This is a genomic window from Herbihabitans rhizosphaerae, assembly GCF_004216555.1.
In the GTDB taxonomy this organism is placed as follows: domain Bacteria; phylum Actinomycetota; class Actinomycetes; order Mycobacteriales; family Pseudonocardiaceae; genus Herbihabitans; species Herbihabitans rhizosphaerae.
The window spans coordinates 182,244-199,585 of record NZ_SGWQ01000010.1; the positions used below are offsets into that span (position 1 = coordinate 182,244).

The window sequence follows — 17,342 nt, forward strand, 5'->3', positions numbered from 1 at the left end:
CAACCCAGCCACCCACCTCGCGGCCCGCAACCACCAAAGCAAAACAACCACAGGCCGTCGGCGGAGCCGACTCGGCGACCTTGCCCTCGATATCAAACAAGCGCCTCGATGATCTTGGGGCGCAGCTCCGCCGTGCTGATGATCGCGTCCACCGAACCGACGTCCACCGCGCGCTGGATGCTGTGCACCCGGTCGAACTCGGCGGCGACCTCGCCCACCTTCTCCGCCCGCACGGCCGACTGCACCTCGGCGAGCTGAGCGTTCAACGCCGACCGCTCCGCACCACTGGTCTCCGCGACGCGCGCCTGCAACTCGGTCACCCGGGGGTCGGTCGCCGTCCGGTTGTTCACGTCGCCGGAGAACACCACGGCCGCGGCCGGAGCACCGCCGAGCACCGAGGCGAACGAGCCCTCCAGCGCGAGCACGGTCATGTTTGGGTTGAGCGCCTTGGAGAACACCACGAACGCGCCGCCGTGATACCGCGAGATCACGCAGAACACGATCGGCCCGTCGAAGTTGACGATCGCCCGGCCGATCTCCGCGCCGTACTCCAACTGGAGCTTGCGCAGCGACTCCGGTGAGCCGTCGAACCCGGACAGGTTCGCCAGCACCACCAGCGGCCTGTTGCCGGACGCGGAGTTGATCGCCCGTGCGGTCTTCTTCGACGATCGCGGGAACAGCGTGCCCGCGGTGTAGGTGTCCGGGCCGTCGGTTGGCGGGAAACCGCGCCGCGGCACCGACCGCGACTCGATCCCGATCAGACAGACCGGCTGCCCGCCGATGTGCACGTCCTGCACCACCGAGGTGTCCGCGTCGGCCATGCCCGCCCAGCGCTCCAGCACCGGGTGGTCCTGGTCGGACAACGCACGCATCACCGTGCGGATGTCGAACGGCTTCTTGCGGTCCGGGTTGTGCTCGGCCGAGAAGATCTCGCCGACCGTGGTGAAGTCGCTGCCCACGTTCGGGTGCGGGTAGCTCGACACGTCGCGGTCGGCCGGGTCGGCGGTCTCGGCCTTGCGCGGAGCAGGCTCGCCTGGCGCGACGTAGGTGTGCTCGTAGTAGGCCATCAACACGTCCCGCGCGGCCGGCAGGTTCGGCGCCCAGTACTGCGCCTGGCCGTTCGGCCCCATCACGCGGTCGTGGCCGCCGATGCCGTAGTTGTCCTCGGCCGACACACCACCGGAGAAGTCCAGCGCCTGCTTGCCGGTGAGCACCATCGCCGAGTCGGGCGTCATCACCAGGATTCCCTTGGTGTGCATGAGCATTGTGGCCTCGGCGTTCCAGTACGGCTGGGCGCCGACGGCGATGCCGGCGACCACGATGTTGATCTCGCCGCCGTTCTGCGTGAACTCCACGATCCGCTTGAGCGCGGCGGCCACCCAGTCCATGTTCTCGGTACCCGAGGACATCGAGACCCGCGCGCCGGCCGACACCGCGAACCACTCCAGCGGCACGCTCATCCGCTCGGCCAGATCCATCGCGGCGATCACCCGCGTGCACTCCGGCTCCGACAGCGCGCCGAGCGCCTTGGTCGGGTCGCCGAGCAGCAACACCCGGGTGACGCCCTCCGGGTGCCGCTCGGTCGGCGTGCTGACCACCCCGGCGATGATCGCCGCCGTGTTGCGCCCCTTGGGCCGGTCCACCGGAACCAGCACGCCGGAGGAGTCCAGGTCGTGCTCGACGAACCGGCCGGTCGGGCCGGCCAGCAGACCGGTCAGCTCGTACGGGTAGACGTTGCCGCGCCGCGCCGCGCGCAGCACCTTCAGCCGGTAGTCGTCCAGCGGCTGCACCGGCTCGATGGACGGCTCGCCGACGTCGATGTGCGAGCCGTGCCCCGGATCGATGGTGATCCGCGCCGCGACCTCGGTCAGCTCACCCGTCTCGGCGCGCTCCCTGGCCAGGAACTGGATCTCCTCCAGCCCGGCGCCCGCCGTGGTCGGCAGGATCCGCTTGGCCAGCGTGTCCAGCTCGTCGCGGGTCAGGTCGGCCGGCGGCCAGACGTACAACATGATCCGGTTGGTGTCGAACCGCTTGTTCTGCGGCCGCTGCGCCTGGATGTTGCGGATCGCGTCCAGGCATCCGGCGACCGTGTCCTCCAGCGCCGGCAGTGCGACCAGCCGGCCGTCGGTCTCGCGCAGCGGCGTGAGGTCGCGGACCTGGCCGAGCGCGATCAGCCGCTCGTCGGCCGGGTTGCTCTTCGCGACCGCCTTGAACAGGTAGATCTCCTCGTCCGCGGACGGCAGCCGGGTGAGGTCGAACTCGCGCAGCCGGTGCAGCTGCAGCCGCTCGGCGATCTGCGGGTGCAGGCCGCGGATCAGCCGGTCCTCGGTGAAGGACTCCCCGTCCGGGCGGAACGTGAAGTGGTGGTGCATGACCGCGCCGCTGGTGCCGGCGACGGTCGTGGTGATCCGGCCGATGCTGGACGGCAGCGGGTGCTGGGCCAGCATCTCGCCCAGCCGCACCGCGATCGCGTCCGCGTCGGGCTGGTCCTCCCAGGTGACGTACAGATCGGCGACCAGCGCGCCCCCGAGCGCGTCCCCGGTCGCGAACCCGCCGACCGCGTCGATCGCCTTGGGCAACGCGGCGATGTCCACGGCGGTGGTGACCACTCGCGTGTCACCCTCAGGGCCGGTGTGCTCGGCGGTGACGAACCGGCAGCCGGCCGCCTCCCGCGCGGTGACGCCGGTCAGGCCGCGGTTGCCGTAGTAGCGGCGGGTCAGCACCTCCAGCAGCGGCGCGTGGTCAAGGCCCGGCCGCGCGATCCGCTGGCCGATCAGGCGCACCAGCGGCTCGGCGCTGGCCACCATGGCCTGGATTCGCTCTGCGCGGTCCGGCGCGTCCGGGTTCTGATCGAGGTGACGCAGCTCGTTGCGCACGGCGGCGTAGACCTTGGCGCGGTTGCGGCGCAGCAGCGGCTGGGCGAACCAGCGGAACACCACACCCCTGGCCAGGTCGGACACCGCGGGGAAGCGCACCTGGGTGGCTTCGACCAGGTGCTCAAGCGCCAGCCCGGCCCGCTCGCGCAGCGGCTCGGCCGGCGGTGCGACCGCCAGCCACTGCCGCAGCACCTCCGACACCACGGCCACGTCCTCGGCCAGGCGCTGCTGGGCCAGGAAGATCCGGAAGACGGCCGCCTCGAGCTCCGGCGTGCGATCCAGGTCGGTGACGCCGTAGTGGCCGAGCACCTTGCGCAGGCTGGCCTGGAAGCTCTCGGTGAGCCCGGCGCGTTCGACGTCGAGGCTCTGCAGGTAGCTGTGGAAGTACTCGCGCGGGCTGTGCACCGGGCTGCCCGGCTCGACCTCGATATCGCCGACCGGCTTGTTGCGGCTCAGCTCCGACAGGTCGGCGAACACCGACAGCAGGTCCAGCTCGCCGTCGGACGGCCGGCTGCCCAGTTCGGCGCGCGCGGACAGGAAATCGGCCAGCACGGCCTTGCGATCCTGCTGGTCGACGTCGAACCCGAGCAGCAGGCCGCGCAGGTCGCGCAGGGCCCGTTCGAGTCGCTCGGCCGGCGGCACGTACGCGGGACGGTTGGGCAGGTCGATCTCGACGGCGGCACTGGCCGCGGTGTCCTCGGCGGTGCCCTCCTCGGCGAGCGGCTCCAGCCGCATCAGCGGCGCGCCGGTCTCCACCTGGCTGCCGACCGACACCGCGCACTCGCGGATCTTGGCGCGGAACGGCGCGCGCAGCACCGTCTCCATCTTCATGCTCTCCAGCACCAGGATCGGCGCGCCGGACTCGACCTCGTCGCCGGCCGACAGCGGCGTGGCGACCACCAGCGCGGGCGCGGGGGAGCGCACGACACCGCCCTCGTCCCGGCTGATCCGGTGCGTGACGCCGTCCACCTCGACCAGGTGGATCGGGCCGTGTGTGGCCGACACCAGCCGGAAGCGGTGCCCGTTGACCACGATCTGGCCGCTGTGCTTGTCGAATCGCTCGACCTCGACGTCGGCGGTGCGCACGTCCGAGCCGCCGGACACGCCGACCCGGAACCGCGTCTGGCCGATCCGGGTCACGGACACCTGGTAGTCGACCCCGCGCAGCTTGAGGCCGAGCGGGCGGCCGCTCTCGTGCTGCACCTGGGGCCGGCCACCGTGCGCGGTGGACAGCAGCCGCTGCCGGCTGATCTCCTCCTCGTCCTGGTACGCCTCGATCGCGGCCGCGGCCAGGGCGATCGCGGAGTGCCGGTGGGTGACCAGGCGGCCCTCGGCGCGCACCCGGTCGATCCAGCCGGTGTCCGCGCTGGCGTCGATCACCTCGGGCTGGTCGAGCAGGTCGAGCACGAAGCTCTTGTTGGTCGCGCCGCCTTCGATGATCACCGTGGTCTCGGCCATCGCGCGGCGCAGCCGGGCCAGCGCCTCGTTCCGGTCCCGGCCGTAGGCGATGATCTTGGCGATCATCGAGTCGAAGTCGGCCGGGATCGTGTCACCCTCGCTGACGCCGGTGTCCACCCGGATGCCGGGCCCGGCGGGCAGGGCCAGCCGCGCGATGCGGCCGGGGGCCGGCGCGAAGTCGCGGTCCGGGTCCTCGGCGTTGAGCCGCGCCTCGACGGCGTGGCCGATCTCTGCAGGCGGCGCGCCGTCCAGCTTGCCGCCGCCCGCCACGTGCAGTTGCAGCTTCACCAGGTCGGTGCCGGTGGTCAGCTCGGTGATCGGGTGCTCGACCTGCAGGCGGGTGTTGACCTCGAGGAAGGCGAACAGCTTCTCGCCGGGGTGGTAGAGGAACTCGACCGTGCCGGCGCCGCGGTAGTTCACGGCCACGGCGAGCCGTTCGGCCGACGCCTTCAGCTCGGCGGTCTGCTCGGGGGCGAGTACCGGCGACGCCGACTCCTCGATGATCTTCTGGTTGCGCCGCTGCACCGAGCAGTCGCGCACGCCCAGCGCCCACGCCGTCTCGCCGTCGGAGATCACCTGGACCTCGACGTGCCGCGCGCCGGTGACCAGGCGCTCGAGGAAGACCACGCCGGAGCCGAACGCGCGCAGCGCCTCCTGGCTGGTGCGCTCGTAGGCGTCGGCCAGCTCGTCGGCCGAGGTGACCTTGCGGATGCCGCGTCCGCCGCCGCCCGCGGTGGCCTTGAGCATCAGCGGGTAGCCGATCTCGCCGCCGGCGCGCAGCGCGTCCTCCAGGGTGGCGACCTCGCCCCGGCTCCACGGTGCGACCGGGACGCCGACCTCCTCGGCGATCAGCTTGGCGCCGATCTTGTCGCCGAGCTTGCGCATCGCCTCGGCACTCGGCCCGACGAAGGTGACGCCGATCTTGTCGCACAGCTCGGCGAACGCCGGGTCCTCGGCGACGAAGCCCCACCCGACCCACGCGGCGTCGGCGCCGGTCTCGACCAGCGCGCGCTCCAGTACGGCGTGATCGAGGTACGGCCTGGCCGACGCCGGCCCGAGTGGATACGCGACGTCCGCCTCCCGGACGAAGGTCGCACCACGGTCCTCGTCGGTGTAGAGCGCGACCGTCTCGATCCGTGTCCTGGTTTCCGCGGAGAGATCCCGTACGGCGTGAATGAGCCGCATGGCGGCCTCACCACGGTTGACGATGGCGACACGACTGAACACCTGCGAAACCTCCCGAGTAACCCCGCACAGAAGGCGACGTCGTGGGTCTCGAGCGCCGCCCGCGCCTGGCTACACCCTCCTTGATTACCGGCCGGTACACCTATGTCCCGTCCGGTGCATGCCTGCTCTGCCACGTTGTAGGAAACCAACAATCGGAGGCCCAGGCCACACCCCTAGACCCCTGTTCACGCACGATCGGCCACAAAGATCAGCCGGCGATGGGGGCGACCGTCGCGTCCAGCAGGCCGACCAGATCGCCGGGCGCCAGTTCGATCTCCAGACCGCGGCGCCCGCCGGAGCAGTGGATCGTCGGGAACTGCGACGCCGACGAGTCGAGCACGGTCGGCAGCCGCTTGCGCTGCCCCAGAGGGGAGATCCCGCCTGCGACGTAGCCGGTGGTCCGTTCCGCGGCCGTGATGTCGGCCATCTTCGCCCGCTTGCCGCCGACCGCCGCGGCCAGCGCCTTCAGGTCGAGCTGACCGACGACCGGCACGATTCCGACGACCAGCTTCCCGTCCACGTCCGCGAGCAGCGTCTTGAACACCCGCTCGGGCGGCACGTCGAGCGCCTCGGCGGCCTCCAGCCCGAAGGACTCGTGCCGGGGGTCGTGCTCGTAGGTGTGCACGGTGTGCGCGATCTTCCGCTTGGCCAGCAGCGCGGTCGCCGGAGTGCCCTTACCTGCCACGTGGATCACTCTACGGCTCGGCTGATCGACGCGTTCCCGCCCAAAACTTGACAACAGCTCCAACGCCCCCTTGCGTACTTTAGCCCGCTAAAGTCCCTCGGCCACGGAGAAAGCCCAGGTCAGACAAGATCAACAAGTGGCCGGAAATGTGAAGGTGGTGCACGTAAGGCGGTGCGCGGGGCGGAGGTCACACTCACGGCTGCTCGGTGCGCTCCGGGAATGCGCCAACCGGAGCAGGCGTTACTCCGCACGTGCTGACCGATCAGGTGAACGAGACGAAGCCGCGCCGTGCCAACTGCCGCCCCGCCGGCCGCCGCGTATCCTCGGGACCGTCCCATGCGCACTCGACAATGAGCGCGGGTACGTCGCGAGCGACCGGTCGCGCCAGCGGTCGGTTGGAAGGGAGCGCGGTGCCGAGCACCGAAACCCAGGAGACCGCCGACGAACGTGTCGCGCGGTTCGAGCGGGACGCCATGCCGCTGATCGACCAGTTGTATTCGGCAGCCATGCGGATGACCCGCAACCCGGCCGACGCCGAGGACCTGGTCCAGGAGACCTACCTCAAGGCGTACGCGGCGTTCGAGTCGTTCCGCGATGGCACGAACCTCAAGGCGTGGCTCTACCGGATCCTGACCAACACCTACATCAACGGCTACCGCAAGCGTCAGCGCCAGCCGGTGCAGCAGCCGACCGAGGAGATCACCGACTGGCAGCTCGCCAAGGCGGAGAGCCACACATCCCGCGGTCTGCGCAGCGCCGAGGTCGAGGCGATGGACCGGCTGCCGGACAGCGACGTGAAGGACGCCCTGCAGGAGCTGCCCGAGGAGTTCCGGCTCGCCGTGTACCTGGCCGACGTCGAGGGTTTCGCGTACAAGGAGATCGCCGAGATCATGGGCACCCCGATCGGTACGGTCATGTCCCGGCTGCACCGCGGCCGGCGGCAGCTGCGCGACCAGCTCGGCGACCTGGCCCGAGAGCGCGGATTCGTGCGCGCGGGCAAGCAGGAGGTGTCGGAGCCATGAGTTGCGGCAAGCCGCACGAGACGGACTGCTCCGAGGTGCTCGCCGAGGTGTGGCTGTTCCTCGACCAGGAGTGCGACCAGACTCGCAGAGCCAAGCTGGAGCAGCACCTGGACGAGTGCAGCCCGTGCCTCGAGCGCTACGACCTGGAGGAACACCTCAAGGTGTTGCTCGCCCGCAAGTGCGGCGGCGAGCACGCCCCGGACGCGTTGAAGGATCGGCTGCGCGCCTCGATCCGCAAGACGATCCTCGAGAAGGGCGGCGTGCGGGTCGAGCGCACCGAGATCGAGTTGAGAGACGAGAGCTGACCCCGGACACGAAACTGCCCCGGCGACCGAGTGGTCACCGGGGCCGCTTCGTCAACAGCCTCAGGCGTTGGGGCGCTTGCCGTGGTTGGCGCCGCCCTTTTTGCGGTCGCGACGCTTGCGGGCGCGCTTCGACATGAGAACTCCTCCGGGTAACTGCCCCTACGTGACCCGACAATTCTGCCACGCGCTCGTTGTCGACCTTCACGGGTGCGCTCATGGTTGGATTGAATGGTTGCCCGAAGCTGTCCGCGAGGAGGACCGGCCATGGCCGAGCAGATCGAAGCCGAGATCGTGGCCAACGTGCTCAAGGTCGTCGCCGAGGAGGGGCAGGCCGTGGCCGAAGGTGACACGGTGGTCATCCTGGAGTCGATGAAAATGGAGATCCCGGTCCTCACCGAGTCCGCCGGCACGCTGAGCAAGCTCGCCGTCAAAGAAGGCGATGTCGTTCAGGAACACGACCTGATCGCCGTTATCGACTAGGAGCGCATGTCCACCCTCGCTGACCTGCTCGCGGAGCACACCGGTCTGCCCGGTGTGGCGGTCGACCACCTGCAACTGGTGGTCGCGGAGTGGCAGTTGCTGGCCGATCTGTCCTTCGCGGACTTCCTGCTGTGGGTGGATCTCAGCGGGGAGCACGGCAACGAGGAGCACCAGCGGGACGAACCCGGCGACGCCAAGTTCCTCTGCGTCGCGCAGGCGCGCCCCACGACGGCGCCGACCGCGCACGCCGAGGACATCGTGAGCAGCGTGGTCACCGCGGCCGAGCACCCGCAGTTGCGGCGCGCGATCGTCGAGGAGCGGGTCTGCCGCGAGGAGGACCCGCAGTGGTATCTCGGCGTGCCGGTGCGCCGAGAGACGATCCCGGTGATGTTCGAGGGCGGCGTGATCGCCGTGCTGTCCCGGGACACCAACCTGGCCGTGCCGCGGGTACCCAGCCCGCTGGAGATCGCCTACCTCGGCGGCGCGGCCGACCTGTGCCAGATGATCGCGGACGGCACGTTCCCCAGCTCGGAGCCGTCCTCGGACGTGCACACGAGCCCGCGCGTCGGTGACGGGTACCTGCGGCTGGACACCTCCGGCGCGGTGGTGTTCGCGAGTCCGAACGCGCAGTCGGCGTACCACCGGATGGGGCTCACCGAGGAGTTGGTCGGCGCACGGCTGGCCCCGCTGACCCGGACACTGATCTCCGATCCGTTCGACGCGACCGAGGTCGCACAGCGCATTATCGCCGCGCTGGACGGGCAGCACACCACGCGCACCGAGGCCGAGTCGCGCCGTGGTGCGTCGGTGCTGTTCCGCGCGCTTCCGTTGCGCCCCTTGGGAAAGCCGGCCGGCGCGCTGGTGCTGTGCCGGGACGTGACCGAGGTCCGCAGGCGTGATCGCGCGCTGATGAGCAAGGACGCCACGATCCGGGAGATCCACCACCGGGTGAAGAACAACCTGCAGACCGTGGCCGCGCTGCTGCGGCTGCAGTCACGCAGGACGAGCAACGCGGAGGCGAAGCAGGCGCTGGCCGAGTCGGTGCGCCGGGTGTCCGCGATCGCCATGATCCACGAGTCGCTGTCCACCTCGGTGGACGAGCGGGTGGACCTGGATGTCTTGCTGGACAAGGTGATTCCGGTGATCGGCTCGGTGGCGACGACCGAGACGCACGTCCAGGTCCGGCGGGACGGGCAGTTCGGCGTGATCTCCGCGGAGCTGGCCAGCCCGCTGGTGCTGGTGCTCACCGAGCTGGTGCAGAACGCGATGGAGCACGCCTACCCGCGCGAGCGCGCCGGGGAGATCGTGGTCGGTGTGCGGCGTTCGGCGAAGTGGCTCGACGTGCTGGTGTCCGACGACGGAACCGGTCTGCCGCAAGGGTTCTCGCTGGAGCGCACCGAGGGGCTGGGCCTGCAGATCGTGCGCACGCTGGTCGAGTCGGAGCTGCGCGGCTCGCTGTCGCTCGGCCGCCGCCAGTCGGGCATGGGCACCGAGGCGGCGCTGCGTATCCCGCTGCGCCGCCGCTGAGCCGTTCGTGCCAGGCGTTTCGAATGGACTGTCTACAGTGGACAGTCCATTCGGGAAACAAAAGAGCGACGTGGTTCGCGCGAGGGCGAACGCACGTCGCAATTCTGCGTTGTGTGGTCTCGCTCAGACGTTGCTGCGAGCCCGGGTGCGAGCGGTGCGGCGCTTCAGCGCGCGACGCTCGTCTTCGCTCATTCCGCCCCACACGCCGGCGTCCTGTCCGCTCTCCAACGCCCAGGTCAGGCACTGGGAAGCGACGGTGCAGCGGTGGCAGACGGACTTCGCCTCGGTGATCTGCAGCAGCGCGGGACCACTGTTCCCCACGGGGAAGAACAGCTCGGGGTCCTCGTCACGGCAGGCCGCGCGGTGGCGCCAGTCCATTTCTCGTTGCTCCTCGTTCGGGCGCGGGGAGACGCGCCAATGGTGGTCATACGGTCGTTTGGGGTGCTTGTGAATGCTTTCACGAACCAGCTAGATGTCAAGGGTTTACCGAAAACCAGTGCCAGAACTCACCCGATAGATCGACTGGTTGACCTGCTTCGATGCGGATTGCAACGATGCGGCAACGAGTGGGGGACCCTGGATCAGGTCTCGATCACGCAACAACCGACAGTGCGTGTGGCACCGCCAGGAAGTCGACCCGCTGATGTTCACCCAGAAGGTCGCCATCCACCTGTACCCGCATCGGCCGCTCGGAAACCACCCGGATCGCCTGCACGTCGTCGTGCCGCACCATCCGGCGTCCGCGCTGCTCACCGCGCTTGGACAGGGCCTGGCTCAGGTGTCGCAGCACGGTCGGCGCGGCCAGCGACCGCAGCGCGAACAGGCCGAGCCCGCCGTCGAAGGTGCACCCGGCGTTCAGGTGCACCGGCCGGTTGCCGAGGTAGCTCCATGGGTCGGTGTTGGACACGAACACCGTGCGCAGGCCCTCGACGGCCTCCTCGCCGGGGATCTGCACGGTCATCCGTGGTGCCTTGCGCTCCTGGCGCAGGTACCGCGCGACGGCCACCCGCGCGTACAGCGTCGGGCTGGTCTTCTTGCCGCGCTTGCGGTCGACGTCGGCGACCACGTCGGCGTCCCAGCCGACGCCCGCGTTGAAGGTGAACCAGCGCGCGCCCGCGCCGTCCGGGCGGACCTGGCCGAGGCCGACCTGCCGGGAGCGCCCCTCCTCGATCGCGTGCAGCAGCCGGTGGGTCGCCTCGACCGGCGTGCACGGGAGTCCGAGGGCGCGCGCGAAGACGTTTGCCGAACCGCCGGGAACCACGCCGAGCGCCGGGCCACCGGTCCGCCGGCCCGCGAGCAGGCCGTTCACCACCTCGTTCACCGTGCCGTCGCCGCCATGGGCCACGACTAGGTCGGTGCCGTCCTCGGCCGCCTGGGCCGCGGTCACCATCGCGTGGCCGCGGTAGTCGGTCTCAACGACGTCCAGCTTGACCTCGCTGGCCAGTGCGTGCGCCAGCACGTCACGGCCGGCCGGCGTGGTCGCCGTCGCCTGCGGGTTGACCACCAGCACTGCGCGCATTACCGCAGGGTAAGCCAGAACAGTGCCGATCGAGGTTGTCCGGTGACGCTCCTCTCGCCGTTCATGCTCGCCGCCTCCGCTCGCGATCACCGGTTGAATGTCGCACCCAAACGACCGGACCAACGAGGTCGACACAGCGATCTTCTCTCGTGTCTCCGCATGACGGTACGCCCGTACGGGTGGCATAGGATCGCGGGGCTTGACACGCAGGGTCACAGCCCAGCAGAAGGGTGATCATGTCGGCTGCCACCGAGGCTCCCAACACGATTCGCGGCGCCGGGATTCTCGTTGCGCTGCAAGGGATCGCGGGCATCGTGTTCGCCGTACTGCTGATCGTGAAGGCGCCGTCGACACCGGGTGTGAACCCCTACGGCGAGGCCGCGTACTTCACGGTGATCGCCGGCGGCGTGCTGGCCTGCGGGATCGGTCTGCTGCTCGGCAAGCGGTGGGCGCGCAGCCCCGCGATCGTCGCCGAGTTGTTGCTGCTCGGCGTGGCCCTCTACGCGGCGGGGCCGTCGAGCCGCCCGGAATACGGGTTCCCGATCGGCGTGCTGTGCGTGGTGGCGCTCGCCCTGCTGCTCGGTCCGAAGGCGCGCGATTGGTTCGCCGACCTCCACGAGGAGCGCGACACCTCGGAGTGACGCTCGTCGCTTTTCCCGACTAACGGCGGGTACACGTTATTCCTCGATCGGGTGACGCTTGGGGCCACGACCAGCCCCTGTTGCGGGATGACCCGTTGGATCGAGGTAACTCTATGCGTTTACTCCGAATCGGCGCCGTGGTAGCCGGTGTCGCCCTGACCGTGCTCGGCGCGTCGCCGGCGATGGCCGCGCCCGAGCAGCCGTCCGGACCGGTCGGGCCCCGGATCATCGACGGCGACCTGGCCAAGTCCGGCCCGTGGGCCGCGCGCCAGTTCAACGACGGCCGCGAGGCGTGCAGCTCGACGATCATCGCGCCGAAGTGGATCCTCACCGCCCAGCACTGCGTCGACGGTGCCGGCGAGCTCACCTTCCACATCGGCAACCTGGACCAGACCCAGGGCGAGAAGGCCACCGGTGTGAAGGTGCACGAGAGCCCCGACGCCGACCTCGCACTGGTCGAGCTGGACCACGAGGTGCAGGCCACCTACTCGCCGCTGGGCAACCCCGGCGACGCCGAGGTCGGCGAGACCGTCCAGCTCTACGGCTGGGGTGCCACCTGCACTGACAAGCCGGAGATCGAGTGCCAGTCGCAGCACCTCAAGGTGGCCAACACCGAGGTGACCGCCGTCGACGGCTCCTGCCAGGACTACCGCGGCGGCAAGGCCGTGTGTGTCAAGCGCGGTGACGGCATCGCCGCGGGCGGCGACTCGGGCGGGCCGATGTTCGCCAAGAACGCCGACGGCAAGGACGTCCAGGTGGGCGTGGCGTCCACCAGTGACCGCCAGACCCGTTCGACCTACGGCAACATCACTCAGTACCGCGACTGGGTGAAGTCCATCGCCGGAGTCTGATGCCTCCGTTGTCACCCGGCCGCGAGGGCCACGTGCCGGGTGACAACGGCCCCATCGAATGTGACGCGATCGTCCCCAGTGGACGCCTCGCGTCACTCTTTGGTGGCCCCCACGATCTGGATCACGCCGTGCGCACGCTGGTCGATGTCGCCGAAACCCTTGTTACGCAACAGGTTCGCCAGCTCGTCGCGGTCGAACATGCGCTGCCCGCTGAGTGCCACACTGAGCGAGTCCACGGCGCGCAGCGGCTGCCAGGACGGCCGCAGCGTGGTGAGCACGGTGAGCCGGCCGCCGGGCTTGAGCACCCGGGCGAACCCGTCCAGCGCGGCGGCCGGATCGGCGAACAGGTGCAGCGCCGCGTAGCAGCACAGACCGTCCACAATGGACGCCCGCAGCGGTGGGTGGACGGCGTCGCCGCGCAGGTAGGCGACGTTGGCCGGGTTGGTCTCGGCGACCGCACGGGCCAGCATCGTCGGCGAGGCGTCCAGGCCGATCGCCAGCCCGTCGGAGCCGACCGTGCGCGCGAAGGTGCGGGTGAACGCGCCGGTGCCGCACGCGACGTCGAGCGCGGTGTCGCCAGGACGCAGGGCCAGCATGTCGCTCGCGATCCGGTGCTCGCCGGCCATGCTCGGCCCGATTGGCCCCTTCGCGAGGCGGGCGAGGCTCGGCCGCCAGTAGTGCTCGTAGATCCGCGGCACCAGCGAGGTGCGCATCAGGCGTTGGATCAGGCCCGGGTCCGGCCGGTCGCCCTCGTCGAGCAGGTCCAGATAGCCCCGTGACACGTCCGGCTCGGCGGGCGGCTCGTCCAGCAGCGTGAGCAGTTTGCGCGTGGCCGCGGTGGACGTTGTCGCTCCGGTCATCGGCCCTCCCTGTGCGTATTGCACACTTATACCTCTCCTGTGGAACGGTCGAAGGGGTCGCGGTGACTGGCACGGTGACGGGTGCAGCGTCTGCTGAGCGGGTGCAAGACGTGGTCGCGCGCTGCGCGGAGGCGGCGAAGAGCGCCGCGCCGTCGCTGGCGAACGCGGCCGCCGCCGACGTCGACGCGGCGCTCGTCGGGATGGCGGAGCGGCTCGTCTCGGCGCGCGCCGAGGTGCTCGAGGCCAACGAGGCGGACCTCGCCGCCGCGCACGAGTCCGGCATGAGCGAGGGCCTGCGGGACCGGCTGCGGCTGACCGAGGAGCGGCTGGACGCGATGGCCGAGCAGTTGCGCCTGCTCGCCGCGGTGCCGCACCCGGAGCCGGAGCGGCACGTGCGGGATCTGGACGGCGGGCTGCGGCTGGTCGAGCGGCGGCGTCCGGTCGGGGTGATCGGCGCGAACTACGAGGCGCGCGCGAACGTGACCGTGGACGTGGCGTCGCAGTTGGTGAAGTCGCGCAACGCGGGTGTGCTGCGCACCGGATCGGCCGCGCTGCGGTCGGCGCTTTCCTTGCTGCACAACGTGATCGCGCCGGCGTTGGCCGATGCGGGGATCGACGAGCGGGTGATCCAGTTGGTGCCGACGGCCGATCGTGCCGCGGCCGCCGCGCTGGTGTCCCAGCCGGACACGGTGCCGCTGGTGATCCTGCGCGGCAGTGGGGAGAGCACGCGTTTGCTGGCCATGACGGCGGCCGGGCACGGCGTGCGCACGCTGGCGCACGCGGACGGCGGCGGTGTGCTGTACCTGGACGCGGGCGCCGATCCCGCACTGGCCGCCAAGCTGATCACGGCGAGCCTGGACCGGCTGGGCGTGTGCAACCGGCTGAACCTGCTGCTGGTGCACTCCTCGGTCGCGGAATCCTTGCGGCCCTTGGTATCCGAGGCTCTGGCGGACGCCGGAGTGACCGCGTCCTGGCCGCCGCACGACCACCCGCTCGGCTACGAGTGGGCACTGGACTCCGCGCGAGAGGCGACGGTCACGGTGTCCACAGTGGACGGTCCAGCCGACGCGGCGCGCGTGGCGAACGAGGAGACCTCGGGGCTGGCCGCGGCGATCGTGTCGGAAGATCAGGCCGCGGTCGACGAGTTCCTGTCGCTCTACAACGGCACCGGGGTCTTCGTGAACGCCCCGACGCGCTTGCTGGACGGGTTCAAGCTGTTCGGCGTCCCCGAGACGGGCATCAACATCGACAAGGTCCCCGGCCCGCGCGGCCCGGTCACCTACACCGACCTCTGCCTGCGCCAGTTCGCCGTCCTCCCCGCCTGACCTCGCCAGTCCCGCGCCCCGCACCCGCGAGTCCCGCGCTGTGCACCGGCGAGTCCCGCGCTGTGCATCACGAGTCGCACCTTCCGGCCTGCTTGAGCGCGGGACTCAGCGTGCTGGAGGTGGAACTCGCGGGGCGTTGGCGCGCTTGATGTAGTCGATCATCTCGTCGGTCGGGCCACCGTGGTCGGCGATCTCGTCGCTGTTGTCGGCGCGCATCCGGTAGAGCGAGTCCCGCACGTTCGGGTCGTCGCCGTGGAATCGTTCGAGCAGCCGCATCCACTCGCGCGCGAGGCGTCGCACCCGGGGGTGCGCCGGATCCGTGCCACTGTCCATTTCGGACTGTACGGCGGCGATCAGCCGCGGCCACTCCGAAATCGTGGACCCGTCCAGCGCGCTGATCTGCTCCTCGGTGAAGTATCGCTCGAACGTCTGCTGCGCCTTCCGGGAATGGTCCAGCAGGTCGAGCAACTCGGCCGCCTCCGGCGTGCGGTCGGCGTGCGCGGTGAGCACCGCGAGCCGGCGGCGCAACGTGCGCAACGCCTGGAGCTGAGAGTCCACTCTGGACAGATGATCACGCAGCATGCCGGCGATGTCGGGCTCGCCGTCGAGCATCCCGGCGATCTGGTCGAGCGGAATCCCCAAGTCCCGCAACGTGATCACGGCATACAACCGCCGCACGTCGGCCTGCCCGTACAGCCGGTGCCCGGCCGCCGTCCGCCCTAACGGCCGCAGCAGCCCGATCTCGTCGTAGTGGTGCAGCGTGCGCACGGTGAGCCCGGTCATCGCGGCCAGCTCGCCGACCTTCCACGTCGTCATTCGCACTTGCTCCTCACGTCACGTGAGGTTTTACCGTGCCGCCATGACGACTTCAACGACCGTGCGGCACGCTGCTGCCGGGCCTGATCGACGCGCACACGCACGTGCTGCCCGGCGCGCTGGAGCAGGCGCTGGCCTTTCGGCGTGACCACCGAGCTGGACATGTTCAGCAAGCCCGACCTCGTGCGCGCCCTGAGGCACGACGCCGCGAACCGTTGCGACACCGCCGATCTGCGCTCGTCGGGGATCGGTGCGACCGCGCCGGGCGGTCACCCGTCGATGATGTACGCGCCGTTCCGTACGCCACCAGACCGGAGCAGGCCGACGAGTTCGTGCGCGCCAGGATCGACGACGGCTCCGACTATCTCAAGATCATCTACGATGCCGGGCGAAGACGCCGATGTCCATGCCGGGCCTGGACCGGCCGACCCTCGACGCGCTGGCCGCCGCCGGCCGCGCACACGGGCTGACGGTGGTCGCGCACGCGGTGGACGCCGGAGTCCTTGTCCTGCAACACGTTCCGACCGACCCGTTGCCCGACGATCTGATCGCCGAGATCGCCGCACGCGGCGTCGCGGTGACCCCGACGCTGGCGCCCATCGAGAACGTGTGCGGCGAGCCCGGCGGTGCCGCGTTGCTCGACGACCCGGACCTCGAGCCCCTGCTGGGCGGGCCCTGGCGAGAGTTTCTGAGCTACTCGCCAGGCGGTTGGGCGGGCGAGCCGCCGGACTTCGGCGTAGTGCTCGCGAACGTGGCGAAGCTGGCTGCCGTGGGCGTGACCGTCCTCGCGGGGACCGACGCGCCCAATCCGGGCACCGTGCACGGCGCGAGCCTGCACCGCGATCTGGAGCTGTTGGTGCGCGCGGGACTCTCACCGGCGGACGCGCTGCGCTCGGCCACGTCGGTGCCGGCGGTTCGCTACGGGCTGGCCGACCGTAGCACTGTCCACAGTGGACAGCGCGCCGATCTGCTGCTGGTGGACGGCGATCCCACCACGGACATCGCCAGGACGCGGGCGATCTCGCGGATCTGGCGCGGCGGGGTCGAGCACGACCGCACTGTGTTCCTCGGCGGCCCGGCGGAGCGCGAGCTGACCGATTCGCTGCATGCCCAGTTCCGCCGGGTACTCGACCGGATGATGGAGCACCTGCCACCGGGTGTCGATCTCGGTAGCCTTCGTCCGTGACGGACCACGAGCGGCTGAGGACGGCGCGCTTGTCCTTGTGCCGCCCGGAGTTCGGCGACGTGGACGCGATCCTCGAGGTCCACCGCGATCCGCGTGCCTGTGCGCACAACCCGTCCGACGCGCTCGCCGACCGGGCCGGAGCCGAGGCGCTGTTCGCGCGGTGGGACGAGCATTGGACTCGCCACGGATTCGGCTACTGGGTGGTGCGCCGAGCGGCTGCGTCAACCGTGCTCGGGTTCTGCGGCCTGAAGATCATGACCTGGCACGAGCGCCCGATCCTGAACCTGTTGTACCGGCTCGCGCCCTCGACGTGGGGCGATGGCGTCGGCACGGAGGTGGCGACGGCGGCCGTGGAGTGGGCGCGAGCGCATCGTCCGGCGTTGTCGGTCGTGGCGCGGGTTCGGCCGGCAAACGTCGCGTCGGCGCGTGTCGCCACGAAAGCGGGACTGGTGCGGGCGCCCGAACTGGACGGGCCCGGGGAGGACGGACACGATCTGGTCTTCGCCTCGCCGTGGGGAGCGTCGCCGGATGGGTGAGTGTTTACTTACCAGGGGGTGAGCACTC

16 protein-coding genes are annotated in these 17,342 nt (G+C 70.3%); 9 read left to right on the forward strand and 7 right to left on the reverse strand.

Annotation, left to right across the window (positions count from 1 at the left end):
* Nucleotides 1–92 precede the first annotated feature (92 nt).
* Both EV193_RS25810 and ybaK read right to left on the reverse strand, forming a co-directional pair.
* Nucleotides 93–5,561 carry an ATP-binding protein gene (locus EV193_RS25810; RefSeq protein WP_130347368.1) on the reverse strand — a complete coding sequence of 1,823 codons (5,469 nt, stop codon included), beginning with the start codon at nucleotides 5,559–5,561 and terminating at the stop codon, nucleotides 93–95.
* A 208-nt stretch (nucleotides 5,562–5,769) separates the two neighbouring features.
* Entirely contained in the window at nucleotides 5,770–6,246 is a 477-nt protein-coding gene (gene ybaK, locus EV193_RS25815) for a Cys-tRNA(Pro) deacylase (protein ID WP_130347369.1), read from the reverse strand.
* 350 nt (nucleotides 6,247–6,596) lie between these two features.
* Between ybaK and EV193_RS25820 the strand changes: the two genes are divergently transcribed.
* On the forward strand, nucleotides 6,597–7,268 hold the full coding sequence (locus tag EV193_RS25820; protein ID WP_242613669.1) for a sigma-70 family RNA polymerase sigma factor: 672 nt from the start codon (nucleotides 6,597–6,599) through the stop codon (nucleotides 7,266–7,268).
* Nucleotides 7,265–7,573 (forward strand): mycothiol system anti-sigma-R factor, encoded by a 309-nt coding sequence (rsrA, locus tag EV193_RS25825; protein WP_130347373.1) that lies wholly within the window; start codon nucleotides 7,265–7,267, stop codon nucleotides 7,571–7,573. The genes EV193_RS25820 and rsrA overlap by 4 nt, the downstream gene beginning before the upstream one ends.
* Before the next feature lie 60 nt (nucleotides 7,574–7,633).
* On the opposite strand, the gene EV193_RS34815 is transcribed toward rsrA, so the two are convergent.
* Nucleotides 7,634–7,708: a 50S ribosomal protein bL37 gene (locus EV193_RS34815; RefSeq protein WP_096498094.1), complete on the reverse strand. Its 75-nt coding sequence runs from the start codon at nucleotides 7,706–7,708 to the stop codon at nucleotides 7,634–7,636.
* A gap of 129 nt (nucleotides 7,709–7,837) precedes the next feature.
* Between EV193_RS34815 and EV193_RS25835 the strand changes: the two genes are divergently transcribed.
* A complete protein-coding gene (locus EV193_RS25835; protein WP_130347375.1) occupies nucleotides 7,838–8,053 on the forward strand; it encodes a biotin/lipoyl-binding carrier protein in 216 nt (71 codons plus the stop codon).
* A gap of 6 nt (nucleotides 8,054–8,059) precedes the next feature.
* Entirely contained in the window at nucleotides 8,060–9,580 is a 1,521-nt protein-coding gene (locus tag EV193_RS25840) for a sensor histidine kinase (RefSeq protein ID WP_130347377.1), read from the forward strand.
* 123 nt (nucleotides 9,581–9,703) lie between these two features.
* Here EV193_RS25840 and EV193_RS25845 read toward each other — a convergent pair whose 3' ends face one another.
* Complete coding sequence (locus EV193_RS25845) at nucleotides 9,704–9,958, reverse strand: WhiB family transcriptional regulator (protein WP_130347379.1); 255 nt, start codon at nucleotides 9,956–9,958, stop codon at nucleotides 9,704–9,706.
* Between the two features lie 214 nt (nucleotides 9,959–10,172).
* Complete coding sequence (locus EV193_RS25850) at nucleotides 10,173–11,099, reverse strand: diacylglycerol/lipid kinase family protein (protein WP_130347381.1); 927 nt, start codon at nucleotides 11,097–11,099, stop codon at nucleotides 10,173–10,175.
* A 236-nt stretch (nucleotides 11,100–11,335) separates the two neighbouring features.
* Here EV193_RS25850 and EV193_RS25855 point away from each other — a divergent pair, with 236 nt between their 5' ends.
* Both EV193_RS25855 and EV193_RS25860 read left to right on the forward strand, forming a co-directional pair.
* On the forward strand, nucleotides 11,336–11,740 hold the full coding sequence (locus tag EV193_RS25855; RefSeq protein ID WP_130347383.1) for a hypothetical protein: 405 nt from the start codon (nucleotides 11,336–11,338) through the stop codon (nucleotides 11,738–11,740).
* Between the two features lie 113 nt (nucleotides 11,741–11,853).
* Nucleotides 11,854–12,591 carry a S1 family peptidase gene (locus EV193_RS25860; protein ID WP_130347385.1) on the forward strand — a complete coding sequence of 246 codons (738 nt, stop codon included), beginning with the start codon at nucleotides 11,854–11,856 and terminating at the stop codon, nucleotides 12,589–12,591.
* 92 nt (nucleotides 12,592–12,683) lie between these two features.
* On the opposite strand, the gene EV193_RS25865 is transcribed toward EV193_RS25860, so the two are convergent.
* Nucleotides 12,684–13,451 (reverse strand): class I SAM-dependent methyltransferase, encoded by a 768-nt coding sequence (locus EV193_RS25865; protein ID WP_130347387.1) that lies wholly within the window; start codon nucleotides 13,449–13,451, stop codon nucleotides 12,684–12,686.
* A gap of 74 nt (nucleotides 13,452–13,525) precedes the next feature.
* Between EV193_RS25865 and EV193_RS25870 the strand changes: the two genes are divergently transcribed.
* The gene (locus EV193_RS25870) at nucleotides 13,526–14,776 is read left to right on the forward strand and encodes an aldehyde dehydrogenase family protein (RefSeq protein WP_242613670.1); all 1,251 of its coding nucleotides are present in this window, start codon (nucleotides 13,526–13,528) and stop codon (nucleotides 14,774–14,776) included.
* Nucleotides 14,777–14,881: 105 nt separating this feature from the next.
* Here EV193_RS25870 and EV193_RS25875 read toward each other — a convergent pair whose 3' ends face one another.
* A complete protein-coding gene (locus EV193_RS25875) occupies nucleotides 14,882–15,592 on the reverse strand; it encodes a MerR family transcriptional regulator (protein ID WP_130347389.1) in 711 nt (236 codons plus the stop codon).
* A gap of 400 nt (nucleotides 15,593–15,992) precedes the next feature.
* Between EV193_RS25875 and EV193_RS25880 the strand changes: the two genes are divergently transcribed.
* On the forward strand, nucleotides 15,993–16,778 hold the full coding sequence (locus tag EV193_RS25880; protein WP_130347391.1) for an amidohydrolase family protein: 786 nt from the start codon (nucleotides 15,993–15,995) through the stop codon (nucleotides 16,776–16,778).
* A complete protein-coding gene (locus EV193_RS25885) occupies nucleotides 16,775–17,314 on the forward strand; it encodes a GNAT family N-acetyltransferase (RefSeq protein WP_207222802.1) in 540 nt (179 codons plus the stop codon). The genes EV193_RS25880 and EV193_RS25885 overlap by 4 nt, the downstream gene beginning before the upstream one ends.
* The last annotated feature ends 28 nt before the right edge of the window (nucleotides 17,315–17,342 follow it).